At 45.6% G+C, this 24455-nt stretch carries 17 protein-coding genes; 9 read left to right on the forward strand and 8 right to left on the reverse strand.

Annotated features, from left to right (window positions below; translation table 11 throughout):
* Positions 1-82 precede the first annotated feature (82 nt).
* Together J2X05_RS12850 and J2X05_RS12855 are read left to right on the forward strand one after the other, a co-directional pair.
* A complete protein-coding gene (locus J2X05_RS12850) occupies positions 83-907 on the forward strand; it encodes a TetR/AcrR family transcriptional regulator (protein ID WP_310073044.1) in 825 nt (274 codons plus the stop codon).
* Between the two features lie 29 nt (positions 908-936).
* Entirely contained in the window at positions 937-2319 is a 1383-nt protein-coding gene (locus tag J2X05_RS12855; protein WP_310073046.1) for an 8-oxoguanine deaminase, read from the forward strand.
* 136 nt (positions 2320-2455) lie between these two features.
* On the opposite strand, the gene J2X05_RS12860 is transcribed toward J2X05_RS12855, so the two are convergent.
* Positions 2456-3280, reverse strand: a complete 825-nt coding sequence (locus J2X05_RS12860) for a hypothetical protein (RefSeq protein ID WP_310073050.1) — start codon at positions 3278-3280, stop codon at positions 2456-2458.
* Positions 3281-3446: 166 nt separating this feature from the next.
* On the opposite strand from J2X05_RS12860, the gene J2X05_RS12865 reads away from it, so the two are divergent.
* Together J2X05_RS12865 and J2X05_RS12870 are read left to right on the forward strand one after the other, a co-directional pair.
* On the forward strand, positions 3447-4100 hold the full coding sequence (locus J2X05_RS12865; RefSeq protein WP_310073052.1) for a DsbA family oxidoreductase: 654 nt from the start codon (positions 3447-3449) through the stop codon (positions 4098-4100).
* Between the two features lie 3 nt (positions 4101-4103).
* A complete protein-coding gene (locus tag J2X05_RS12870; RefSeq protein WP_310073055.1) occupies positions 4104-4772 on the forward strand; it encodes a cupin domain-containing protein in 669 nt (222 codons plus the stop codon).
* A 65-nt stretch (positions 4773-4837) separates the two neighbouring features.
* Here J2X05_RS12870 and J2X05_RS12875 read toward each other — a convergent pair whose 3' ends face one another.
* Positions 4838-6874 carry a putative bifunctional diguanylate cyclase/phosphodiesterase gene (locus J2X05_RS12875; RefSeq protein WP_310073057.1) on the reverse strand — a complete coding sequence of 679 codons (2037 nt, stop codon included), beginning with the start codon at positions 6872-6874 and terminating at the stop codon, positions 4838-4840.
* Between the two features lie 186 nt (positions 6875-7060).
* Here J2X05_RS12875 and J2X05_RS12880 point away from each other — a divergent pair, with 186 nt between their 5' ends.
* Positions 7061-7489 (forward strand): group II truncated hemoglobin, encoded by a 429-nt coding sequence (locus tag J2X05_RS12880; RefSeq protein ID WP_310073059.1) that lies wholly within the window; start codon positions 7061-7063, stop codon positions 7487-7489.
* Positions 7490-8098: a hypothetical protein gene (locus tag J2X05_RS12885; protein ID WP_310073060.1), complete on the forward strand. Its 609-nt coding sequence runs from the start codon at positions 7490-7492 to the stop codon at positions 8096-8098.
* A 48-nt stretch (positions 8099-8146) separates the two neighbouring features.
* Here J2X05_RS12885 and J2X05_RS12890 read toward each other — a convergent pair whose 3' ends face one another.
* Positions 8147-8740 carry a PIN domain-containing protein gene (locus J2X05_RS12890; RefSeq protein ID WP_310073063.1) on the reverse strand — a complete coding sequence of 198 codons (594 nt, stop codon included), beginning with the start codon at positions 8738-8740 and terminating at the stop codon, positions 8147-8149.
* 235 nt (positions 8741-8975) lie between these two features.
* On the opposite strand from J2X05_RS12890, the gene uxuA reads away from it, so the two are divergent.
* Together uxuA and J2X05_RS12900 are read left to right on the forward strand one after the other, a co-directional pair.
* Positions 8976-10163: a mannonate dehydratase gene (uxuA, locus tag J2X05_RS12895; RefSeq protein ID WP_310073065.1), complete on the forward strand. Its 1188-nt coding sequence runs from the start codon at positions 8976-8978 to the stop codon at positions 10161-10163.
* Positions 10164-10213: 50 nt separating this feature from the next.
* Positions 10214-11110, forward strand: coding sequence for a LysR family transcriptional regulator (locus J2X05_RS12900; RefSeq protein ID WP_310073066.1), 897 nt, complete (start codon positions 10214-10216; stop codon positions 11108-11110).
* A 108-nt stretch (positions 11111-11218) separates the two neighbouring features.
* Here J2X05_RS12900 and J2X05_RS12905 read toward each other — a convergent pair whose 3' ends face one another.
* Together J2X05_RS12905 and J2X05_RS12910 are read right to left on the reverse strand one after the other, a co-directional pair.
* Complete coding sequence (locus J2X05_RS12905) at positions 11219-13582, reverse strand: carbohydrate-binding protein (RefSeq protein ID WP_310073067.1); 2364 nt, start codon at positions 13580-13582, stop codon at positions 11219-11221.
* Positions 13583-13670: 88 nt separating this feature from the next.
* Positions 13671-15017, reverse strand: a complete 1347-nt coding sequence (locus J2X05_RS12910) for a hypothetical protein (protein ID WP_310073069.1) — start codon at positions 15015-15017, stop codon at positions 13671-13673.
* A 535-nt stretch (positions 15018-15552) separates the two neighbouring features.
* Here J2X05_RS12910 and J2X05_RS12915 point away from each other — a divergent pair.
* Entirely contained in the window at positions 15553-17934 is a 2382-nt protein-coding gene (locus tag J2X05_RS12915; RefSeq protein WP_310073070.1) for a cellulose binding domain-containing protein, read from the forward strand.
* A 76-nt stretch (positions 17935-18010) separates the two neighbouring features.
* Here the strand turns inward: J2X05_RS12915 and J2X05_RS12920 are convergent, their stop codons facing one another.
* The 3 genes from J2X05_RS12920 to J2X05_RS12930 all read right to left on the reverse strand — a co-directional run bounded on the left by J2X05_RS12920 (position 18011) and on the right by J2X05_RS12930 (position 24203).
* Entirely contained in the window at positions 18011-18760 is a 750-nt protein-coding gene (locus J2X05_RS12920) for a SapC family protein (RefSeq protein WP_310073071.1), read from the reverse strand.
* 86 nt (positions 18761-18846) lie between these two features.
* Positions 18847-21879: a TonB-dependent receptor gene (locus J2X05_RS12925; protein ID WP_310073072.1), complete on the reverse strand. Its 3033-nt coding sequence runs from the start codon at positions 21877-21879 to the stop codon at positions 18847-18849.
* Between the two features lie 500 nt (positions 21880-22379).
* On the reverse strand, positions 22380-24203 hold the full coding sequence (locus J2X05_RS12930; RefSeq protein WP_310073074.1) for a glycoside hydrolase family 2 protein: 1824 nt from the start codon (positions 24201-24203) through the stop codon (positions 22380-22382).
* Positions 24204-24455 lie beyond the last annotated feature (252 nt).

A 24455-nucleotide genomic window follows, 5' to 3' on the forward strand; every position in this document is an offset into this window, starting at 1 on the left:
ACGCGGCTGTATCGACCTAGCTATTAATAAGCTTAATTAGTTAGTCGCACACAGCCGCACTTTAACGCGAGAAACAATAACAATGGCAACCAAGACCACAGCGGTAAAAACACCAAGCGCAAACAATGCAGTAGCGGCACCCAGCAACAAAAAGACAACGACCGGCAAAGCCATCCCTACCAGTAAGAGTGCGACGGTAAAAACTATGGTGACTAAAAAGGCAGAAACATCGCTGGATTTTAATCCCACTGAAACGCCCACCGGAAAATACAAACCGGGCAAAATCCGCGATCGCAATCTCACCAATATTATTAACGCGGCAGAGGAAGAATTTGTACACAATGGCTTTCGCGGCGCGAGTATCCAGAACATCGCCGACCGCGCGGGCATCCCCAAAGCCAATGTGCATTATTACTTTAAAAGTAAAACGAATTTGTACGTCGCGGTGCTCGATAACATTATTAATTTGTGGAACGACCTGCTCGGTGAAATCACGGTAGATGATGATCCCGCTGAAGTATTGGATCGTTTTATTCGCAAAAAAGTCGAGCTGTCTTATACCCATCCACGCGCATCAAAACTTTATGCGATGGAAATGATTCAGGGCGCGCCACATTTGAAAGGTTATATCCGCACCGAGATGCGCCAGTTCGTACGCCGCAAGGTGCAGATAATCGAGCAGTGGATTGAACTCGGGCGCATGGACAAGGTCGATCCTATGCATTTGATTTTTTTAATCTGGTCATCGACGCAACACTACGCGGATTTCGATGTGAAAATTCTCACGGTGATGAACCGGGCAGAATATGAGCCGGATATGATCAAAGATATTTCCGATTTTTTAAGCCATATGATTTTAAAAGGCTGCGGCCTCAAACCACCCGCGACAGAACCACCTGCCGCCTAATTTTTCACTGCAACCAGTAGTAAACCCCAATGACATCTTCTGCTTACGGCAGCACACACAGTGCTGCCATCTGGATTAAACATCCGCGCGCCTGTTGGACAGGTAATTCACAAGACGCCAGCAATGGCTTGGTGATTCAAGGCAATAACATTATTGAATTGGTTGCCGCAGGGAAATCACCCGATAGCGTTTACGATTACAGTTTCGATGCCTCTGACCATGTGGTTTTGCCGGGTCTGATTAATTGCCATCACCACTTTTACCAAACGCTCACCCGCGCACTGCCCGGCGCACTCAACAAAGAATTATTTCCCTGGCTACAAGCGCTCTATCCGGTCTGGTCAAATTTAAATGACGAGGCAATTTTTGCATCTACGCAATTAGCGTTAAGCGAATTATTGCTGTCAGGTTGTACCACAGCCGCCGATCATCACTATGTATTCAGCAGCATTATGCCGCACGCGATTGATGCGCAAGTTGCCGCCGCCAAAACCATCGGCAACCGCGTAACCTTAACACGCGGCTCCATGAGCCTCGGCCAATCCAAAGGGGGTTTGCCACCGGATTCGGTGGTGGAGAGCGATGAAAAAATCCTCAGCGAAAGCGAGCGTTTAATTAATAGCTATCACGACACCAGCGAAGATTCCTTTTGCAAAATCGCCCTCGCTCCTTGCTCACCTTTTTCTGTAACGCCAGATTTAATGCGTGCAACCGCTGTGCTCGCGCAACAAAAAGATGTGTTGCTGCACACCCATCTAGGTGAAACCGAAGATGAAAATAATTTCTGCCTGAAACAATTTGGTATGCGCCCGGTGGATTATCTGGATGATGTAGGCTGGTTAAACAACCGCGTCTGGCTTGCCCACGGCATTCATTTTAATGAAGAAGAAATTGCACGCTTGGGCCACGCCTACGTCGGCGTCTGCCACTGCCCCACCTCCAACATGCTCCTCGCCTCCGGCATGTGCCACACTCGCGATTTACAACGCGCAGGCGCACCGGTCGGTTTGGGTGTCGATGGCTCTGCATCCAACGACGGCTCCAATATGATTCAAGAAGTTCGCCAAGCCATGCTGCTCCAAAAACTCCGCTACGGCTCCGCGAATTTCACGCATATCGATGCTCTAAAACTCGCAACCTCTGGTAGCGCAAAATTATTACACCGCCCCGAACTCGGCGAACTCGCCGTCGGCAAAAAAGCCGACCTCGCCCTATTTTCCCTAAACCAACCCCGCTTCTCCGGCCACGGCGACCCACTCGCCGCATTAATTCTATGCGGCGCCCACAAAGCGGATTACGTAATGGTTGCTGGAGAGTGGAAAGTAAAAAATGGCGAAATGGTGGATGTTGATATTAATGATGTAATGGCGAGGCATGGGGTTGCGGCGAAACGTTTACAAACGATGATCTAACGTAGGTTGGGTCGGGCCGCGAAGGCAGCAATGCCCAACATGACACATGTCCGCAGCCTACCCCCCCTTATAAAACACTTTTTTTTGCAAAAATCCAGAATGAAAATTACATTCACATTTAATTGCTTGTTGCAATTTAATTCGGAACCATTAGCCACTTTCCATCATCAAGCTTAAGGCTATAACTTTCTGACTGAAAATCGGGTTGACCTTCTTCAGCCCACAAAGGGTTCCATTTGACTCTTTCAAAGATGAACTTTTTTTCTCCTTCCCATTTTACTTTATCAGACCACCACTCATTCCCCATTTTTGCATCAAAAACTTCTTTTATTGCAACCTCCCCAATTTCATAAATCTGAAGACATGTGGGAGTCATTTCCGAATATGGATTCATTTCAGAAAACGCGATATAACCCTTTTTTGGTGAGAAAATAGGGTAACCGCAAACATTAGTTAAAATACTCGTATTTCTATCAAAAATTGCCCATGAATTACCTTCAGAATATTGAACAAATAGCGACACAAATCTCTTATCGTCGGATATTCCGACGGCCAAGTAATGCTCCATGTAATCTACATCGTCTTCTCCGCTATTCTCCTTTACTTTATAGAGTTGACCTGACAAGGAACGTATTTCGAGAACACCATCTGTTCTCGATACTATTTCTTTGTTCAATTCAATAATACTTTTTTCGATCCTTTGTGCACACATAAAACTATTATCTAGCTCTGGGCACGAAACTCTATTTGAAGGGTCGCTAAGCTCAATCGCACCAACTTGAAAGGAAATAAGTGCAAACAAGAATAGAGCGAGAGTTTTTTTCATGATTTTCCATTCGTAGAGTCGTGATAAACGGCAGTGTTTAAGTCGCCTAATAGAGCCACTAGGTAAATCAACTGAAACAGATTTGCTACGATATAGATATAAATTGATAATCTCTTCAATTTTTAATAATTCCATTTTTTGATATCTCTTATTAGTTAATGTATAAAATCTAAAATCCTGGCCAGTGGTGACCGCATTTGGATACAGCTACATGAGATGATGTTTTATATTTCTGCTGTATTCACGGCGCAAACACTGCAACAATAATACCCCAATATGCTACGCAATACAGGCCTACCCCATGACCACCACCCCAAACAAACTCCGTATAGACATAGTGTCCGATGTTGTCTGCCCCTGGTGCATTATTGGCTACCGGCAGCTGGAACGCGCTCTGGCGGAAACTGCAATACCCTATGAACTTCACTGGCAGCCTTTCGAGCTGAACCCCGATATGCCTGCAGAAGGCCAAAATTTGCGTGAACATTTGGCAGAGAAATATGGCTCGACCAAAGAGCAATCGGACGCTAACCGAAACCATATAACGGTGGTTGGCGCCGAGTTGGGATTTGAGTTTTGTTTTACCGACGATATGCGCATGCACAACACATTTAATGTGCATCAACTACTGCATTGGGCAGATCAACAAGGGCGCAAGCAGGATTTGAAGCAAGCATTTTTTGCAGCACATTTTACCCATCGCCGAAATTTGTCTGACGATCAAGTGTTGGCGGATATAACAGCAGAAATTGGCTTGGCGCGAGACGAAGCTGTGGCCGTATTGCGAGATCAACGCTTTGCCAATGACGTGCGCGCTGCCGAAAAGTTTTGGATAGATGCTGGCATCCGTGGTGTACCGGCAATCGTATTTAATCGCCGCCACCTGGTGACGGGTGCGCAAGGTACTGAGAATTACAAACAGATTCTGACGCAATTAATGCAAGAGACTACTTAAGTAATGACCAATCGACTCAATGCAGATTTTTCACAACGCATCGTGATTCGGCCTGAAGATTATCGCTGGGTTGCATCGCCCATGGCCGGTGTTGAGCGCATGATGCTCGACCGGATTGGCGATGAAGTTGCGCGCGCGACATCGATTGTTCGCTATGCGCCTTTTAGTGAGTTTTCAGCGCACACGCATTCAGGTGGAGAAGAATTTTTTGTTCTCGATGGCGTTTTTTCTGACGAGAATGGCAGCTACGAAAAAGGCAGTTATGTGAGAAACCCGATAGGGACAACGCACACACCGAAAATTGGTAAAGAAGGCGCGATTATTTTTGTCAAATTGCAACAATTCAACGCAGCCGATACCACACAAACCGTCATCGACACCCATACAACCCCATGGCGCCAAGGGCTAGTAGATGGATTAAGCGTAATGCCCTTGCATGACTTCGAAGGTGAACACGTCGCCCTAGTAAAATGGGCACCGAATACACAATTCAGCAGCCACCGGCATTGGGGCGGAGAAGAAATATTTGTAGTGGAAGGGACATTTCATGACGAACACGGCCTATACCCGAAAGGCTCATGGCTCCGCAGCCCACACCTAAGCCAACATCACCCCTTCACAAAAGACGATGGAGCATTGATTTATGTGAAGACGGGGCATTTGTTTTTATAACTTTCTTTACGCAATAGAACGCTTTTTTGCAAAATCGATAGCGAAACTCAGAACTTGAAAAAACATTATTCTTTCAAGAAGACATCACACCAAATAGGTTTAATGGACTCAATATGCGGTATGGGTGAAGGACGACCAAAATAATAACCTTGCATAGCCACCACTCCCAAGCTAGACAGTTTTTTCAACTGACTAATTGATTCAACGCCCTCGACAATGACTTTCAAATTCATGCGCTGTGCAATTAACATTGCGCTCTCGATAATAACAACACCCTGACTATCCACCTGCGCGGTAAATGATCGATCAATCTTAATGCCGGTAACAGGGAATTCATGCAGGCGAGAAAGTGAAGAATACCCCGTTCCAAAATCATCGATATATACGTCTATTCCCATCTCACGTAGCGTCACTACTGTTTTCAAGGTTGCATCCAGATGCTCCTCACCAAATAGACTTTCCGTCACTTCCAAAATAAGTGATTTAGCAGAAAAATCCGTTTCTATTAATATGCTATTGACGCGCGCCGAAAAGCCGGGAGTGAGCAACTGTTTTATTGAAACATTGACCGCCAGTTTAATTGCAGAACCTTGCGGGACCCACTCGCTGAACTTAAGACACGACTCATACAAGACCCAATCACCTAATGCGTTGATTCTATCGGTCTCTTCAGCCAAATTAATAAATTCGCAAGGGTCGATTACACCAAGAGTTTTATGATGCCAACGAGACAAAACCTCTAAGGCTTCAACATCACCGGTTAACACATTCACCACCGGCTGATAGGCAAGTGTTAATTCATTTTGCTTGAGCGCCTCTGATAAGGCTCTACCCAAATCAAATCGACGCTTCTGGGTTTGCGCATATATATCGTCATAGATAAGACTACGCCCGCGCCCACTTCGTTTGACTTCCGCAACCGTCAAATCTGCAGCGTGAATAACATCCTGAAAATCAGCGGCATCTGTTGGAAAATAAGCCATTCCTACACTTAAGCCAACGCCTAAGGATTCATCGCATATTTTAAATTGTGCAGTGGCGACCTCAATGAGTTGATGCGCGATCAGATCAGCACGCTCACGCGCATTAGTAGACTGCTCTGTAATCAATAGAAACTCATCGCCGCCCCAGCGGGCAACAATCGCATCACTTGGGCACACATCGTTAAAACGATGCGCAATCATACGCAACACTTGATCACCAATTTCATGACCAAGTGCATCATTAATTTGTTTGAATCTATCCAGATCAAGAAACAGAACCGCTGCCTCATGTGGATTTTCAGCACTGAGATTTTTCTCCATCCAATCAATTAATCCCGGCCGATTTAGCAACCCGGTAAGCGCGTCATGATGCGCGATCTGTTTAAGCGCTTCAGTTCTCTGGTGAACTCGCTGCTCGAGGTCTGCATTAAGAGTTTGTAAATTATTGATGAGTTGTTTATTTTCCAGTTGCAAGGTCAAACTTTTCAACAGCACGCGGTGGTTATTGCGATGATTAACAATCATCGCTCCCCAAAAGACGATGGCCAAAGCGGAGAGAACCCAGTATTCATTCGACGCCGAATAAATAATTATTGAGGAAGGAACCAATAAAATTGTTATATAGATTCGGCCTGCATATTTTAGCGGCGCAGTAATACCTGTGGCGCCACCGGCAAGCGACGAGATAGTCACTATAACAATGAATTTCACTTCTGAGGCGGTCGACTGGAATGTGATATACAGCAGCCAGACCCAAATAAGTGCAGCCGACAGGAGCCCTAGTGTATAAAGCAACATCCATGTAGCTGAATATTGACGCGAGCCATTTGCGGTTAACTCACTCGCAGTTAAACCATTGGCGACCGAACCATACTTTTTAAACAGCACCCAGGAAATTAAACGCAACATACTCAGCAGAAGGACCAATCCAAACCAAAGCCGGATACCACTCGCACCCGCTGCATGCAATAAAAACACAACACCCAGTGTTGCAGCTATATTTACAGCCACCATCGCAGGAAGATTTTGATAAGCCAACTCAACTAGCTGGGCATCGATCAACGTATCCTGATCTGATGCTCGCCGCCGAGGGAAACCAGAAAATCTATTAGTGGGCATGATAGGGTTAGTTACATGATATTTGAGATTAATGAGTAGGTTTTTCGACCGTTTCGACTATCTAAGCCTAGCCTATTTCCACCTCAACACCGACATATTGATTATCTAAAAAGCCTTAATAGTCGCGAATCAACTCAAACAAATGCGTTATATTTGTGCACTCTTTACAGTAAATAGGCATATAAATTGACTACCACCCCACTCTACGGTTTTTCCGATACATCCTTCCAAGCAGCCGGGGGCATCGACGGTATACGCCAATTGGTTGATGATTTTTATCAGGAAATGGATGCACTACCGGAAGCAGCGACTATCCGCAAGATGCACAAAACGGATCTCGCTGAATCACGCGATAAGCTAACACTGTTTTTGTGCGGATGGATGGGCGGGCCGAGTCTTTATCATGAAAAATACGGCAGTATTAATATTCCCCGTGATCACGCTCACTTACCGATAGGTGAAGCGGAACGCGATGCGTGGTTGCTGTGCATGGAGCGTTCAATTGAAAAACAAGGTTATTCGCCGGAATTTTCAACGTATCTACTGCAACAACTGCGCATCCCTGCCGAGCGGATTTTTGCTACGAGTAAAAAACCGGAAATAAAAGGTGAATAGGTGGCCACTTACAAACTCACAAAAGATCGCGTATCAATGGAGAAAAAATTGAATAGAGTCATTATCACAATACTTTTTATTGGCAGTGTTATGCCATCGATTGCAACTGCAAATGACTGCACTTACTGGAGACAACAGATAAATCAAGTCAGCCGATGGAGCAACAATGGCGGTAATGCCGATCAACAACGAAGGCTGCAAAAACAGAAAAGCTATCTGCAAAGTCAACTCGCGAAATGCCAAGGGACTACCCCGGGACCTATATCTGTCGCACGAGGGCAGCCGAGTAACACCACTAGCTATACCCCGATAAACCATTTAAGAAGTGACAATAAAGATGCCGAGCTGCAACAGCTGATTGCCACCTGTAATCGCTGGATCGATATTTCCAACAACAATGCTACGTTTGAAAATCAATCTACGCGAGACACAGCTTGCAGGGCCGCCACCAATAAGGAAGCCCTACTTAAAAACCCGAAACACACATCTGAAATCAAAATAAAGCGCAGCATCAAAGATTGCATTAAACCCAACAATATTATTGATCATGAAGTGAAAGCCTGCATGCAGGGTTTGAAAGAACCGGATTGGAATGCCACTAAAAATTAATCCGCTGCTGTCACGACGACGAGAACTTACAAATAATTTCCCTCTTTGCTACTTCTGCAAATAGGTCACACGCGTTTTGTTAATAATCGCTATCACACCCTTACCGCACAAATCCTTCACCACCATTTCCACTTCATCTTCACTCAAGGTTTTTTGAAAAAGTGCATTGATGGTGCTGGAGAGGGTTTTTACGGTGTTGGGCTTGCCTTCCATTTGGGCGAGACGGGCTTTTACAACGCTGGTTCGTTCGGGCAAGGTTTTTAAGCTGGACGTTTGCAAGATGGAAATTTCGCCAATGCTGCTGGAGCGAGAAGCAAGGATGTTGCGGTCTTTCAGATGTTGGATCAGCGGGTCAAAACCTGCGTCTTTGGAGACTATGTGAAAGTAAGCATCTGGCTCGATCGCAGCGCGCTCCCCGATGTAATACGCGATGTGAAAATCGAGTGCGTTTTTGCCGTTGCCGGAGAGAATGATGTATTCAACGCGGGTTCCCAGAGGCTGTAGCGAGCGGACGAGCTGAGTGTTGAGTTTGGATTGGTTGGCGCCGAGGAATATGAGGATATAAAAATTGCCTTTTTCCAGACCGGCAATGGATTCAGGCTGAACATTTTCGTAGTCAATAAAAAGATAGTTTTTACGCACATCGAGCCTCCTTTATCTGCCTTAAACCTATGTATAGCATCAATCCGGGGTTCCAGCTCAAATGGTCGTTAGATTGCACCAACCCCACCCTCATCCGACAACATCACTTTCCCCTGGTTCACGAACGCTGCGCAGCTTGCGATAAACAACCCACTCTGGTTAAATGGCATAGTGGCCTTACCACCTTATTGGCCGTATCACCAAAATATCCAATTCCCGGAGCGAGAGAGCAGAGATGATAGAAACCTGGCGGTGGTTTGACCTGAAAGACCCGGTAACACTTCCCAAGGTGGCGCAGGCTGGCGCTACCGGCATTGTGAGTTCCTTGATTGAGGTGGCGACCGGGGACGAATGGCCGCTGGATAAAATCCTAGCGCGCAAAAATATCATCGAAAGCTTTGGCCTGAAGTGGGCGGTAATTGAAAGCATTCCTGTACACAACGATATCAAAACACGCACCGGTAACTATGCGCACTATATAGAGAACTATAAAAAATCCCTCGTCAATGCCGGTAAAGCCGGCGTGAAAGTCGTGTGTTACAACTTTATGCCAGTCATTGACTGGACGCGGACTAACCTTGATTACCATTTGGAAAATACCGGCTCGGCACTGCGTTTTGATATGGTGGATTTTGTTGCCTACGACGTGTTTATTTTGCAGCGTAATAATGCCGCGCAGAACTACAGTCCCGAATTAGTGGCCGAAGCAGAAGCCTATTTCAAAAGCATGAGCAATGCCCAAGTCGCCTTGCTGGAAAAAAATATTATCGCAGGGTTACCCGGCGGCGAAGGCAGTTACACGCGCGCCTCAATCCGTGCCGCTATCAGTGAATTTATCGCGCTGGGCGAAGACGGCCTACGCAATAATTTGTGGCAATTTCTGAAAGAGGTAATCCCCTCGGCCGAAGCTGCCGGGGTAAATATGTGTATTCACCCGGATGACCCACCATTCTCGCTGTTTGGTTTACCGCGCGTGGTATCAACCCGTCATGATGTGAAATTGATTTTAGATGGCGTACCCAGCCCGGCCAACGGCCTGACGCTGTGCGCAGGTTCTTTTGGCGCGCGCGCTGATAATGATTTAGTCGGCATGGTAAAAGAATTTGGACCACGCATTTATTTCACCCATCTCCGTAACGTCACTCGTGAGGAAAATGGTTCCTTTTATGAAGCGGAACATTTGGGCGGCGATAACGATATGGTCGGTTTGATCGATGCATTACTGGCAGAAGAACAACGCCGCAAACTCAATGGTGTTGCCAATTATGAAATTCCTATGCGCCCTGATCATGGCCACTTGTTATTAGAAGAAGCAGATCAACCTAACGTTAAACCCGGTTACTCGTATCTGGGCAGAATGAAAGGGTTGGCAGAGTTACGTGGTGTTATCCACGCACTCACCCAGGTGCGCGCCAGGAGTTAAGTAAAGACTAAATATTTTAATAACAAAAAAACATCGACGGGTCAGACAAAATGATAAACAAAGAACATAAAAAGTTAGAACGTTTGATGTTGTTCAGTGAAGTAGCCCAGCACCTCAGTTATACCGTAGCCGCTGAGCGGCTTGGTATTTCTCGCGGCCATCTTTCGTCGCAAGTGCGCCGTCTCGAAAAAGACATGGGCATGACATTATTAATTCGTTCCACCCGCAGTGTGCGTCTCACCAATGAGGGGCAATGGGTCATGACCGGAATGGAAAAAATATTTAATGACTTGCAAGAACTTGAACGCAATGTTGAAAATGAAGGGCAAGCTATTGAAGGTTTATTAAAAATTGCTGCACCATTACAATTTAGCGAGCGTTATTTACTGGATATATGTGCGCAGTTCAAAGCGTTTCACCCGAATATCGAGTTTTCGATTGATTGCAGTTATCCCTATCAGGATTTGAACCGCAGCGATTTTAATATCGCCTTTCGTGGCACTAATGAACCCCCACAGAATATGATCGCAGTGCCACTATTTACTTATCAATACTATTGCTGCGCCGCGCCGGAATATTTTATCCAGCACGGCAAACCACAAACCGCGGCGGACTTTTCCCGCCACCAGTGTCTGCGCAGCCATGATCAACCCGATTGGACTTTTGCGGGCAAAGAAATAGAGTGTAAGGGTTGGCTGCAAATTAATAATAGCCACCTGTTAAAACATCAGGCGTTAAAAGGGGTGGGAATTATTCGCGCACCAGATTATATGGTGGAAATTGATATCGCCGAAGGTCGCCTGGAGTTTCTACAAGATGAAGCCCTGACAACCAGCAATACTATGCACATTATTTATCCGCAATTGATTCATCAATCGAAACGTTTATCGGCATTTATTCAATTTTGCCGTCAGTATTTTGCGCAGGTGCGCCCACGCATTAACTAATATAATTATTGTTAATCATTATTGGCCGCACAAAAAAAAGGGAACCAGATGGTTCCCTTTTTTTTGGATGCTCGCTTGTGTGGGATAAGCCCACACAAGCTTGAGACATTAATCGTAATGTTGTTTGGTTGCCCGCAGGTGGCGCCCCAGCATTAACATCGCCATCAATGCCAGTATATTTAACAGCGACAAACTACCACCGCCGCCAGACGAACCACCACCAGCTGCAGAGCTTGCGGCGGCAGAACTGATAACTGCCGAGCTAGAGGCAACTGAGCTTGCTGCTATAGAGCTTGCCGCTATCGAGCCCACAGCAATTGAACTTGCGGTTGATGAGCTACTCGCCTGTACTGAGCCACTAACACAGGTACACTGCACAAAAGAGCCGTCGTCTTGTTTTACTTCAAACCAATCGATATTGGTACCCGAGCCAGTGTAGTAAATACGCAGCTTCTGCTGCCCTTGCGGCAAATTCGTTAACAACGTAATAGTTTGATAGGTTTGCCAACCACCTGTATTAGCGACGGTGATTTTACCTAACACTGTACCGGCATCATTGCGCAGCTCAAACGTTGGCACTGTTGCCGCTGCACTCGCAATTCTGAATTGGATTGCATAATTACCCGCGCTTGGGACATTAATATAGTAATCGGCGAAATCATTATTGTCGGCATAACCTAAATGTCCGCCTTCATCGGTGTCACTATTGCCCAATACCAAACCTGAAGCTTCGTTATAATCTTCAACCTGGATTTTTGCCGGTACATTAACACTGTTGGCGACTAAAGCATTAAACGAAATTGTTTTGCTTACGCCCGCGCAATTGTTTGCAGGAATACCCGAGTCTTGCACTGTAATATTGATGGTGGAATTACCTACTGCGACCGGTGACAAACTTACACTTGCCGTAGCCGCGCAACCTGAGTGAATAATATTATCCGCCAATACTGCTGCTGGATTAGTGCTAGTTGCTGTGAGCGTGAGCGTTTGGGTGCACTCATTACCATCACTGATACCGGTTAAATTGACAACTTTTGCTCCACCGTTCGCCTCAAGGAATACCGGAGCAACCGTATCAATTGTGGGACGATTATTGCCACAGAGGGAAACCAACTCTTCAGTGGGTGCCAAATCAGCAAGGAAATGTGTTTTGCTGTAGGTGGATAGGGTGACGTTTTGCTCACCAAATACCAGGAAAATAGATGTATTGGGGGCAATAGTATCGCTGTATTCCTGCACGCTACCCGCATCGATATTGATTTTTAAATCACTTGCACCGCCAATAGCATCATTATTCAAACGAAGCGTGTAATTGTACGCAGCGCTGGTACTGCGATTCATAATCATGACCGCACGCTGACTGCCATTCACCGCTCCAAAGGCAACCACATTGGCATTGCTGGAAATGCCTTCGGCATAATTACCCTTCATGTGTTTTGCAATAAATTCCATGTGGCGATATGACGAGCGCGGAGTACCGTTGCCATCAATCATGCTGAAGTCGGTGCCCGAACGTGAACCACCATTTTCAAACATCGACCAGGTCGCTACATAGGTTGCCTGGTATTTCATTGCCGCGCCTAACACCTGCGCAAACATCTGACCATTTTCAAATGTATGCACAACCGATCCGCCTTTACCGTTGTACTCACCGATACTCCACTGCAACGCATTGGCACCGGTGCGGTTGTGGCGAGCATTAGCGGCATCAACCAGGGCTTTTGCTTTTACTACACGAGAAACTATATCCGCCGCTCCGGCCACCGCTGGATCAACATTATCTTCCTGTGGATAGCGATGCCATGAAATACCATCTACATAATAGTAATTTTTTCCGGGAACCAATCCGCCAATATCATTCGCACTGCCGCTGTTAAACAACTCGGTGTAATAATCATCAAAAAATTCCGCTTCATCCGGACCAAAAATTTTAATGCTGGGGTCAGCCTCTTTCATCGCTGCTGCAATCGGTTTTATGTAGGCTGCTACAAGCGCCGGCATTGTCGAAGTTGCGGGACGCTCCGCTTCAAGCCAAGGCTCATTACCGATATTCCAATATTTAACGTTAAGTTTTTTGGTCACATTAAGGTATTCGACCAAATTTTTTGCGGCAGCAACGCGATCATTCAGCGGCGTCGCATTGTCGTACTGTGATACCTGGATAATCGGTTCCGCACCGTTGGTGCGAATGAGATTCACCCATTGCTCGACAATGGCATTGGACGGCATATTATCGTTGTACGCATTGCCACCAATGCGAATAACCTGCGTGCCCATCTCTTTAGTCTGCTGCCAAACCTTATTGCTGGGGCCTACTCCGGTAGTTTGGTTTGCATACCAGAGATTATTGCCGACCAACAGCGGGCTGATCTCTTGCGCAACGGCGCTAGATAAACAGCCAACAATAAACAGCCCGGTAGTTGTGTGAGCCGCTTTTGCAAGCCAGGATCCTGTCGTTATAAGTTTTATCATTAGAGTGTTTCTCCTGTTAGGAATACGAAGTTGTAATTTTTTATTGGATTAATTATCTATTTAACACTTTTGCTTTCTATTTGATGGCCTATTCAACCTGAGGAGCTTTAAAGACCATATTGTCTTGCAGGCTGTAGCTAATGGTTTTTTGCAAGCTAGCATTTTTATCGAACACATATACCCGCGTACTTTGGGCAGCGATATGTGAGCTGAAAGTCTTATCTAAATTTGCAGCGACATTAATCTGCAATGGACTTTTTACACTAGCCGATGACTTGCTAAAGGAGAGGCCAAACTCAAAGGTGTCAGTTTGATGCTGATTCATTATCATGATGGCGATAGTGCCGGCGTCCCGTGTAGCGATAGTTTTTACGTACGCCTGGTTATCGCTGCTGGCAATAAACTCACCCAGCAAGTAGGTACTCAGTAATTGCATGTGGTAATAGGAAGAGCGGGGATAAAATTCACGCGGTAAACCCAGGTAGCCAAAATCGGTAGCCACCGCATCAGACTCGTTGATGCACCATGGATTTAACATATAAGCGCTGTACTGCATGCCATAGCCAAAAATTTCTGCAGTGAATTGACCAGCCAAAAATGAGGTGTTGCCATACCCGGACACTTCACGATCAGGATTGTGATAGGTCACATTAAATTCAGTCAGCCCCCACAGCAATGCCGCATCACCCTTACGCTGATATTTTGCATTGGCGTTTTTAATCAGCGTTTGTAATTCAAGGACCTGATCCAATATTTTCTTGGGGCCAGTAAACACGACATCATCTCGCACAAATTTGGGGCCATTGGGATAGCTGTGAAAATTAACCCCATCAATTAACCAACGTCCATTTTCTTTAAGACCCACTACATCCAACCTTCCGCCGACCAGAGCGCTGTACTCCGGAATACGCAGCCATGCTTCATCAAACATAAATATTTTTATATCTGGTCCGGCACGACGCATGGCTTTGGCAATCCGCACCAGATATTGGTGAATCTCTTCAATGATGTACTCTTCATGCAACATAGGTTCATTGCCGATCGACCAGAATTTTATCTGGCGATTGCCTTTACGCGTGTAGTAGGCCACCAGCTCTTTAGTCGCCTCGTCAGAAAAATGGCGCGGAATCTGCAGCAGAGGTTCAGCACCTATGCTTTTTATATTATCGACCATTTTATTGAGTTGATTGCGGCTGGGAAAATTGCGCTCATAGCCGTTACCGCCAATACGCACCGTTTTTACGCCGCTGGCTTTCACCTGCGGCCAGAGATTATGGATATAACCCACACGTCCTTCGTCGCCATCGGCCAGCCAATGGTTTTGGCCATACAAATAAGCGCTGATTGGTTGCGCTTGCACCCCTGCCCCTGCGAATAAAAATGCAGACACGATGAAAAATGTGCGTGCACACCATTTATTACTAATTACCGTCATGCTGCAGCCTCTGCGAGTAGATAAATTATTTCTAATGATCCTGTTTGTAATCACCGTAATTTTTGGTCTACACGCATTATTTTCCCTACACCCATCAATGAAAATGCACCGCAGAAAAATTGACTGATCGCTATAAATTACAATCCGATAGTATTTGAATACGAACTCGTTTTATTGGGATAAAAAAACAATAATTAGCAATTCTTATCATTGAAATACCCAACTAAAAATAGTTGCCATAAAACCCACCGTTATACACTTATTGACTATAAGTAAATGCAAATTTACGCTCTTAAATTTTGCGCCATGAGAATATGATTAATAAAAAAACCATTATTTTCTTTAGCAAACAGTCAATTTTTTAAGGTGCATTGAATGCATTCCTATTTGTGCTTAGGCTGGCTAAAACAACAATAATTACGTTACCTGACGCCAATTTTTCGGGCGGAAAAAAATCCTTCACACCACCCACTAGCGCTGCCGATTGACATCACCCAGCAATTGTCGCGCACAGCTTACTTAGAGAAAAATAATTATGAAAAATTACCAACACAACAATGGGCGCTCTATAAAATCCATTGGCACTACACTCGGGCTGCTGATTGCTAGCACCATGTCATCAGCGTTACTTGCACAACAAGTTAGCCCGATATTGGTAGGCAATAATTTATGGTATGCAAACGAAGATACCGGTGCTACTCCCAGCGAAACGGTATGGCAGCAAACCAAAGATATGAACACCAAGCTGATTCGCATTGGTGGCCACCAATTTGATGAAGACATGCCCAGCAATGAAATTATGGAACAGTGGATTCTCAAAATCAGAGCAGCCGGTGCAGAGCCGCTTGTTCAGGTTTCACAATACAACTATGCCACACCATTAAATGACCGTGTCGCCGCTGCTGTCAGCATGGTGCAGTACCTCAACGTGACCAAGAAGCTGAATATTAAATATTGGAACATTGGCAACGAACCTTGGCTGCAGGCGGGCAAACCAGCAGACAACGCCGCCCTGGCGGCAGTTGTCAGCGGTTATATCAAACCCCTTTCTATTGCAATGAAAGCGGTAGACCCGAGCATTAAAATTTTTGGCCCGGATGAAGCCTACTTTATGAATTATTTAGGTGAAATGTTTAACAGCGGCAGCGCCAACGATATCGGCGGAAAGATTCCCGGCAAAGATTATTACTATATCGATGGCATTTCTTGGCATTCATACCCGCAGGACGCCGGTATAGATCCTGCCATTCAAGGTGCAGCAAGCTTTTTAAACAGCATCAAAAATAGCAAAGCATTGGTTGATGCAGCCAATATTCGCCACAACCGCTCCGGTGCCAATGCACTGCAATGGGGGATTGGTGAATATAATTCCAAAGACGGCACAGTGGTACACACCTATGAAAACGGCCAAATGTTTGGTCAGGTTCTCGGGTACGCTATGAAATACCAAGCCACTTATGCAGCAACCTGGTCGATGTTTGAAAATGACGGAAAACGCTCCGGGTCAGATTTCAGCATGATTGATGGTAACGGCACACCGCGCTCCTCCTATCATCACATGGCATTTGTTAGCAAATTCATGAGCGGAACTTATGCGGATGGAGTATCGAGCAATACCAATGTGGTGGCCTATGGTACCGTGAATGGTACACAGCGATCAGTGATGGTAATGAACCGCGGCACCAGTGCGCAAAATTTCACACTGCGCCTCAATAACGATGCAATTGCATCAACCGGTGTAAAAATTAATATCAATGCAAACAGCACGCAGCAATACACTGCCAACATCGGTGCGAATACCACATTGCTGTTAGTGTTTAGCGGTGAAAGTCTGCGTAAATTCACTTACAGTAAAACGCATTTCGCCAGCGGCATGTCGCCCGTTGAAGAAATCATTGATACCTCCGGTGGCGGCAGTAATGGCTCTACTGTACTTATTAATGGTGAATTTACCGGCAGTGCCAACGGATGGAGTATTTACTCCTTTGAGCCAACCGGTGATCTGCGCGATGTGCGCTACGAAAATAATAGTGTGCGTTTTTATACCGACAGCACTGAATTAAATTGGCACGGCCAGCTCTACCAAAAAGTCGATACAGTTGCGGGGAATACTTATAGCTTTGCATGCGATGTCGCGACTACGGGAACAAATGCCACCAAGGTGCAATTATTTATTGAAGAAGATGTTGACCTGACTAATATCGTCACCAGTACTTGCGATGTGGCTGGCGATGGCAGCACCCGCTGTACCACTTCCGCAAAAATACCCGTGGGAGGCGATAACTACGATAGCAAATTTGGTGTACGCCTCGCGAATACTGCAGATAACCCCGGCTGGGATTTCACTGTTGATAATTGTGCGCTCACTATGACTGCCGCATCGTCGTCGATGGCATCATCGAGATCAATGTCATCAGCACCAGCTTCATCCAGATCCAGTGTTGCCGCTTCGTCCGTACTGGCATCTTCAACACCAGAATCATCTATACCCGCATCATCCAGACCGGCCTCGTCGATTGCAGCATCCTCTGTTCCTGCATCGTCAATGCCAGCTTCGTCAACATCAAGTGCAGCGTCTTCACTTGCCGCATCAAGCCTGGCTTCTAGTACTGCAACGAGTAATTGCCAATATGTTGTTACCAATCAGTGGAACAACGGTTTTACCGCCGATATTCGCATCACCAACAATCGTACGACTGCAATTAATGGCTGGAACGTCAGCTGGAGCTATAGCGACAATTCACGCATGACCAACAGTTGGAATGCCAATACAGCGGGTAACAACCCTTATAGCGCGAGCAATTTAAGTTGGAACTCTACTATTCAACCAGGACAAACCGTTATTTTTGGATTCCAGGGCACTAAAGGTACTGGTGCGGCAGTGATACCGCAGGTAGCGGGTGGCGTTTGCCAATAGCCGGCATTCCTGTAGGCAAAAAAAATCCGGCAACTGCCGGATTTTTTTTGCTCTTTTTTTGCTTATTCCACAAGAGTTATAGCATGCTGTGAATGCACTTTTTATTTTTCAACTCAACTAACACAGGAATATTTTCCAGCGACGATATCATATAGTGGGCCGCCTCCAAAAAGCCTGCCGCGTTCAATCTAGCTAAAGGGATAGACGCCAGAGCCGCCAGCTTTTGTTTATCCACAGTGTGATAACCATGGATACGATATTCATGGTGATTATCGAATTGCACTTGCAGATTCACAGGTTCAATTAAATCCAATTCAGAAAATGCTGCAATCATTGCGTCATTTAAAGAAAGCCCCTGAAGAATTAATTGCAACCGATGATTCACTGCATTTAAATATTCACTGTTACCACCCAACGGTAAAAAAATCGCCTCACCTTCATGCTCGCTCAAGCGTTGATCATCTATATCCAGGTGTATCACGGGAGTATGTTCATCTCCACCATCTTTTAGCTGATTCTGGAAACCAATTAAAAAGGGACCGCGCGCACTGAAAGCGGGAATATAACGTGCGCGCCAACCGTTGGGTGCCCCATGCTCATCCAAAAATAGATTTTCATTATCATCAAAGCCCAACATTGCCACCGGGCGCAACTTGTGTGTCTTGGGATCTGCGTGAAAGAAAATCGGATACTCTTTGTGCACGGCAGAAAACTCCGTTACAAAAGTCAGGACATTAGAAACGTCATAACCAAAAGCGGCGGAATAGCGGGTAATCACCTTTAAATCTTTATGCTCGATATTATTTAATACGACATGCCTTCCCATGTTAAAAACCCCCAGTGTATGTATAAAAATAAAGCCGCTGGTAAGAGCGGCCTTATCGTTTTTAACCCAGTGAACACACCACTCAATTAAAAATCATACCGCGCGCCAAGTTGGTAGCGCGGACCAAGGTCATATATATTCCACACTAACAATTCTGTACGGCCATGGGCGCGACTATCTTCACCAGTGAGATTCAAACCTTCGAATGATAGCGTGATGTTATCCGTCACCTCGTAACTCACGTTCATATCGATTTGCGCATAATCCTCAACATAGGTCGGGTTAGAACTGGTATATCCAGCTAGATACGCGTCGCGCCAGTTATAAGCAACACGTGCCTGCAATACTTCATTCTCATACATGAGCACGAGGTTCGCGGTATCGCTCAACCCCGTTAATGCAAACTGGGTAATATTAGTGGGCGATGCATTGTTGTAACCAATATCACCATTTACGATGGTGTAGTTACCCTGAATACCAAAACCGCTTTCACCAAAGAAGTGTTGCGCAGCAAGTTCAACGCCATTAATTTTTGCTTCTTTGTTATTAATAGGTTTGGTAGTCAAATACAACAACTCAGGATCACCTGCCTCCGGCGAGATATCATATTTAGTCGCCACGCTGCCCCAAAAGGTTGGATCTTGTGCTGGCGTTTTAAAATCCGCTGCGCCATTCGGGAAATCTTGTGGGTTATCCAAAATTGCAGTCATCACAAACAAGCTGTCCTCAGTCACAGGCTGATTAATTGCTTGTAACGCGGCGGCGGCTTGTTGCGCACGGGGGCCAGCAGTCGCATCTAACAAACCAAAATGGTTTTCATAAACTTGCTCGGAACCAATAAAATTCTCAACATGTTTTTCAAAAAAACCGATCGACACATAACTGGCATCATCAAAATAATATTCAACTGAAACGTCGAAGTTATCTGACTCCAAAGGCAGGAGCGCCGGATTCTGCGAACTGGCAACTGGCTGGCCGCCCAATCCTGTTGGCTGGTTCAAACCACCGGTAGCACTGATAGTAGCGCCAGAGGTCAAATTACCGTAACCCGCACGCGAAATGGTGGTGCTATAAGATGCGCGCGCTTTAATTTCACTGGTCAATGCAATATCAAAATCAACACTCGGTAACAGGTTATCGTAGTCACTTTTTTGTGCATACATAGTAGGTGTCGTTGAGCGAACCAACAGGAAATCATTATTGTCCGTCCAGGTAACTTCTGTTGGAACCAACATTGAATTTGATGACGCCACATCGGTAGTTTCATAGCGTACACCGGCAAGCAAATTAACAGGTCTGCTAAATAATTCTGATTCAAAACCAAACTGCACATAAGCGGCTGCAGTTTCTTCCTCGATAATGGTATTGGTAGAAAAATTAGGATTATACGCAACCCCCCAAGGTACCGCAGCTTTAGCACCGTAGGTTGCCGCACCCCACTCGGCTAATTTGACTGCATCAGCCCGGAAGCCATCTGTTTGGTACCCCGCCGTATTAAAATCATCAAATCCACCGACATAGTTATAGTTTTCGATTAACTCATCCGGAATATCCATGGGAAATGCAACGCTATTACCACCACCCTGCTTTTGCCAACTGGATTGTTGCTGCGCGCTTTGCATATTGCGTGTTTCCACCCCACCCTCCAGGATGAAACTGTCAAATTCATATTTAGCGTCGAATTTAACTTGACTGACATCCATTTTTTGGCGCGCGTAGGTAAAATCAAAAACAGTTGAACTGACATCGCCAATATCTGCAATACCATTGTTATTACCCTTAACTGAATCATTAATCAGGTTGGTAACTTGCGGCAATTTTTTACTGAAATCGAAAGTTGTATAAGAACCAATAGCGACTGCCATACCAGAGCGAACCGCACTGCCGTAAGCTTCTTCCGGACCACCTTCCAACTCTGAGTCGTGCGCATCAACCATCAGTGTCAAACGGTCGGTAGCTTCAAATTCCAAATTGACACCGAGCGATTTTAAGGTGTTGGTTACGTTGCCGCTGGTTTGGGCGTAGCTGTTATCCTTAGGGAAATTCCACGCCTGCTCAAGTGATAGTGGACCGGCAACATCGGGGTTTTTATCAAAAACAATTTTGGTAATATTGCCCTGCAGCCATACTGTTTTATCACCACGCGCCTCTTCAATCTGGTTCTCAGCATAAGTGTAATCAAGCGTGCCCAATAATTTTTCTGTCGGCTTAAATTGCAGCGTAAGCTGTGCATTGTTGCGCTCGCGATGATTATCAACAAAGTGGTAACGCAAATCGTTGGGCAATGCATATAACTGTCCCACTTCCGGTGGGTTAATAATTTCCGCGCTGTTTAATGTGCTTAACGAACCTGGCTGCCCCGGAGTAACCCACTGACGAATATTCCAATTGTTTTCCGTGAGCCCAGACTGTCCGCTGTCGCGTACTTGATGACTTGCCGAGAGCGATACACCCAGAGTCTGATCATCATTAGCGAAACTCACCAGGCCAGATAATTCCGGGGTAATATCATCGCCTCTTTCATTCGTGGAGTCATTCACGAGCTTGCCGCCAACAGTTCCCACCAAACCATCAGTCTCAATAGGTTTGTTAGTAATAATATTAACGGTTGCACCAATGCCGCCAGTGGCCACACTTGCCTTACCCGTTTTATACACTTCTACCGCTTTTACACTTTCCGATGCGAGATTACCAAAATCAAACGCGCGACCAATGGTGCCACCACCGTAGGCTGCCGTAGATCCACCCGACGGCAAGGTGCGGCCATTGAGGGTCACCATATTGTTGGAGCCACCAAAACCCCGCACAGTAATTTGCGAGCCTTCACCGTTACTGCGGCTAATGGAAACGCCAGTGATGCGCTGCAAGGATTCGGCAAGATTGGTATCAGGAAACTTACCCATGTCCTCAGCAGATATGGCATCCACCACACCCGCCGCGTTGCGCTTTACATCCATCGCGCGCTGCACCGAGGCGCGAATTCCAGTGACGACAACCTCTTCAACCATTTGCTCTTCGGCGGCAATCGCGACTCCCCCATAAAGACTGGATGAAATGCTGAGCGCCAGCAGGGAACGGGCAAATACCCGACTTTTATTGTTGTGTTTGAATGAGTTCATAGCATCCTCTTTTATATTGATTTTTATCATTAATATCTGCTGTGTCTTTCTATTGATTATCTTTGGCAAACCCACCAAGCCGCATTATGGACAAGTGGTAAGGCCACTTACCCACTAAACCACATTACCTAACGAACTGCAAGCGATGACTGGCGGCTAAATAGAAGTTTTTGGACTTAGCAGAGAAAATATTTAATCCAGCAATAGGGCAGCATCCGTCAAGGATCAATCTAAAGCTGCTACAAGACAGCGACGACCTAAAGCAGAAAAATTTCTGCAATTGCAGAAATGGGCTGAAAAAAATCAACTGGGAAATGAAGTCGAATCGACAATAAGATAGGATGAGAAATAAAAAGGCGAATCAGTTTTACAACTGATTCGCAAAGCGGGTATCAGTGAGCATACCCTCGGAATAGTCTGGAGAACACCAGAACATAAGGTCAAACATGCACATCACTCAGAGTTGCCGCACTTGTAGCACCAAGTGCGGCGACCATGAATTATTCAGCGCTAGACTCTTTCTTCTTATAATAATCGCGCAATACATACCAGGCCTGCTTACGAACACCAGCCTCAGATACCAGACCTTTACGATTATAAAAATCCTGAATGTCGGGCAATGAACGACGCGGCGACCGGAAATCTTTCAGGATCCAGGGGCTTACACCGCGCAACGCCGAAATATTTTCCATCATAGCGATATTTTGTCTGAATACTTCCGCTTGATACTCCTCAGTCCAACGTTCAGTTTTATCACCCAATTTACCTTGTAGTGCATCTGCACCGACCTCGCTCATAATTAGCGGCTTGTTGTATTTTGACGCCCACTTTTGACTTGCACAATTTTCTGGGACTTCGTAATACCAACCACAATAGCTATTGATACCAATCACATCCACAACACTTGCCAGAGGATCATCAATAACCTTGCCATCCTTCGTTGTGGTTTGGGTGTCCATAGCTGCAGTGACTAAACGTGTGCCATCGAGTTCGCGTGTTTTATTAATCAAGCCCGAGAGAAAGTTCAGCCGCTCCTGCTTTACTGGCGTTTCATTGGCAACCGACCAAAGAATAATAGATGCGCGGTTTTTATCACGCGTAATCATTTCTGTTAGTTGTTTTTCTGCCTTGGCGTAAACCGCTTTGTCCTCAAACATCACCGTCCAATAAACCGGAATTTCAGACCACACCAGCAAACCCATTTCATCTGCTATTTTCAGCATGGTTTCGTTATGGGGATAGTGTGCGAGACGTACAAAGTTACAACCCAAGTCTTTTGCCCAGCGCAATAAGGTACGCGCATCATCTTCACTCCAGGCGCGACCGCCGCCATTAAAGGGAGCTTCCTCATGGATACTGATGCCGCGCAAGAAAACAGATTTTCCATTTAATTCGATATTCTCGCCTTTAACCGCAACAGTTCTAAAACCAATGCGATCGCGAACCACCTCACCATTAAAATTGATTTCAACATCGTAGAGTTTTGGGTGCTCGGGGCTCCACAATTGCGGACTGGCAGCCAGGGTTAACTTCGCTTGGCCATCAGCGCTAATCTGCATTTTCTGTTTGATATTTAATTCAGGAATCGATAACAACAGATCACCGTGTTTCGCCTTGAGATTGCCCGCGAGCGTTACACTTGCATTGATCATTTTGGAATTGGCATTGTCGAGCTGCACCGAGTAATCGGCCACATAAGTTCCTGGCAATTCCAAAATCGCTACCGGACGCGTTATACCGCCATAGTTCCACCAGTCCGTGTTTACCGTGGGCACTTGATTGCGCTCGCGACGGTTATCAACTTTTACGACAACAAAGTTTTTCCCATTAACAAGCTTGTCGGAAATATCAAATTGAAATGAAGTAAATCCGCCTTCATGGTCCCCCACTTTTACACCGTTAACATAGACAATTGCCTGATAATTCACCGCGCCAAAATGCACCAGGTAGCGGTAACCGACTTTTTTATTGAGTGAAAAATCTTTGTGATACCACACCGTGCCCTCATAGAGAAATAGTTGACTCTCTTGGGTATTCCAATCACCAGGTACGTGTAATTTGTCGCTAGTAGAAAAATTATATTCAAGTAATTCTGATTTATTTTTTACTTGAGCATTTTTAAAATAGCCATCTTCATGGGGCAAATAACGGTGGTTGTAATAACCATTTTCGTAGGGGTCAATAATGCGATTCCAGTGCCCGTCAAGACTAATTAAATCCCGCGCGTAGGCGTTTTGTACATATACATCCTGCGCATTGGCTTTGCCTACAAAAACAAGTAACGGCAATATCAGAAATGCCACCCATAGGTTCTTATAATTCATAACTAACACCTTTTCTATTATCGTTAAGAATGGCGATAGGGTTGGCCATTAGCCACCCAGAGCCGCCATAATTATTTTCCCACCCAGGTATCAATAAAGATGTACAACACCTGACATCAAGACCAACAGGCAGCAAAGCAGCAATCTGGCCTTACCACTTTACCATTCATGGATGCTAGCAGTGCCACACCTTGGCAAGCAACAAATATTTCCCGTATTTACACATTTTTATGTTTTCATCCAAAAAAACTT

It is taken from the genome of Cellvibrio fibrivorans (assembly GCF_031457055.1).
Lineage (GTDB): Bacteria > Pseudomonadota > Gammaproteobacteria > Pseudomonadales > Cellvibrionaceae > Cellvibrio > Cellvibrio fibrivorans.

Excerpts from the sequence above, each read along its gene's own strand:
- J2X05_RS12850 (WP_310073044.1), top strand. The coding sequence starts at position 83 with ATGGCAACCAAGACCACAGCGGTAAAAACACCAAGCGCAAACAATGCA.
- J2X05_RS12855 (WP_310073046.1), top strand. The coding sequence starts at position 937 with ATGACATCTTCTGCTTACGGCAGCACACACAGTGCTGCCATCTGGATT.
- J2X05_RS12860 (WP_310073050.1), bottom strand. The coding sequence starts at position 3,280 with ATGGAATTATTAAAAATTGAAGAGATTATCAATTTATATCTATATCGT.
- J2X05_RS12865 (WP_310073052.1), top strand. The coding sequence starts at position 3,447 with ATGACCACCACCCCAAACAAACTCCGTATAGACATAGTGTCCGATGTT.
- J2X05_RS12870 (WP_310073055.1), top strand. The coding sequence starts at position 4,104 with ATGACCAATCGACTCAATGCAGATTTTTCACAACGCATCGTGATTCGG.
- J2X05_RS12875 (WP_310073057.1), bottom strand. The coding sequence starts at position 6,874 with ATGCCCACTAATAGATTTTCTGGTTTCCCTCGGCGGCGAGCATCAGAT.
- uxuA (WP_310073065.1), top strand. The coding sequence starts at position 8,976 with ATGATAGAAACCTGGCGGTGGTTTGACCTGAAAGACCCGGTAACACTT.
- J2X05_RS12900 (WP_310073066.1), top strand. The coding sequence starts at position 10,214 with ATGATAAACAAAGAACATAAAAAGTTAGAACGTTTGATGTTGTTCAGT.
- J2X05_RS12905 (WP_310073067.1), bottom strand. The coding sequence starts at position 13,582 with ATGATAAAACTTATAACGACAGGATCCTGGCTTGCAAAAGCGGCTCAC.
- J2X05_RS12910 (WP_310073069.1), bottom strand. The coding sequence starts at position 15,017 with ATGACGGTAATTAGTAATAAATGGTGTGCACGCACATTTTTCATCGTG.
- J2X05_RS12915 (WP_310073070.1), top strand. The coding sequence starts at position 15,553 with ATGAAAAATTACCAACACAACAATGGGCGCTCTATAAAATCCATTGGC.
- J2X05_RS12920 (WP_310073071.1), bottom strand. The coding sequence starts at position 18,760 with ATGGGAAGGCATGTCGTATTAAATAATATCGAGCATAAAGATTTAAAG.
- J2X05_RS12925 (WP_310073072.1), bottom strand. The coding sequence starts at position 21,879 with ATGAACTCATTCAAACACAACAATAAAAGTCGGGTATTTGCCCGTTCC.
- J2X05_RS12930 (WP_310073074.1), bottom strand. The coding sequence starts at position 24,203 with ATGAATTATAAGAACCTATGGGTGGCATTTCTGATATTGCCGTTACTT.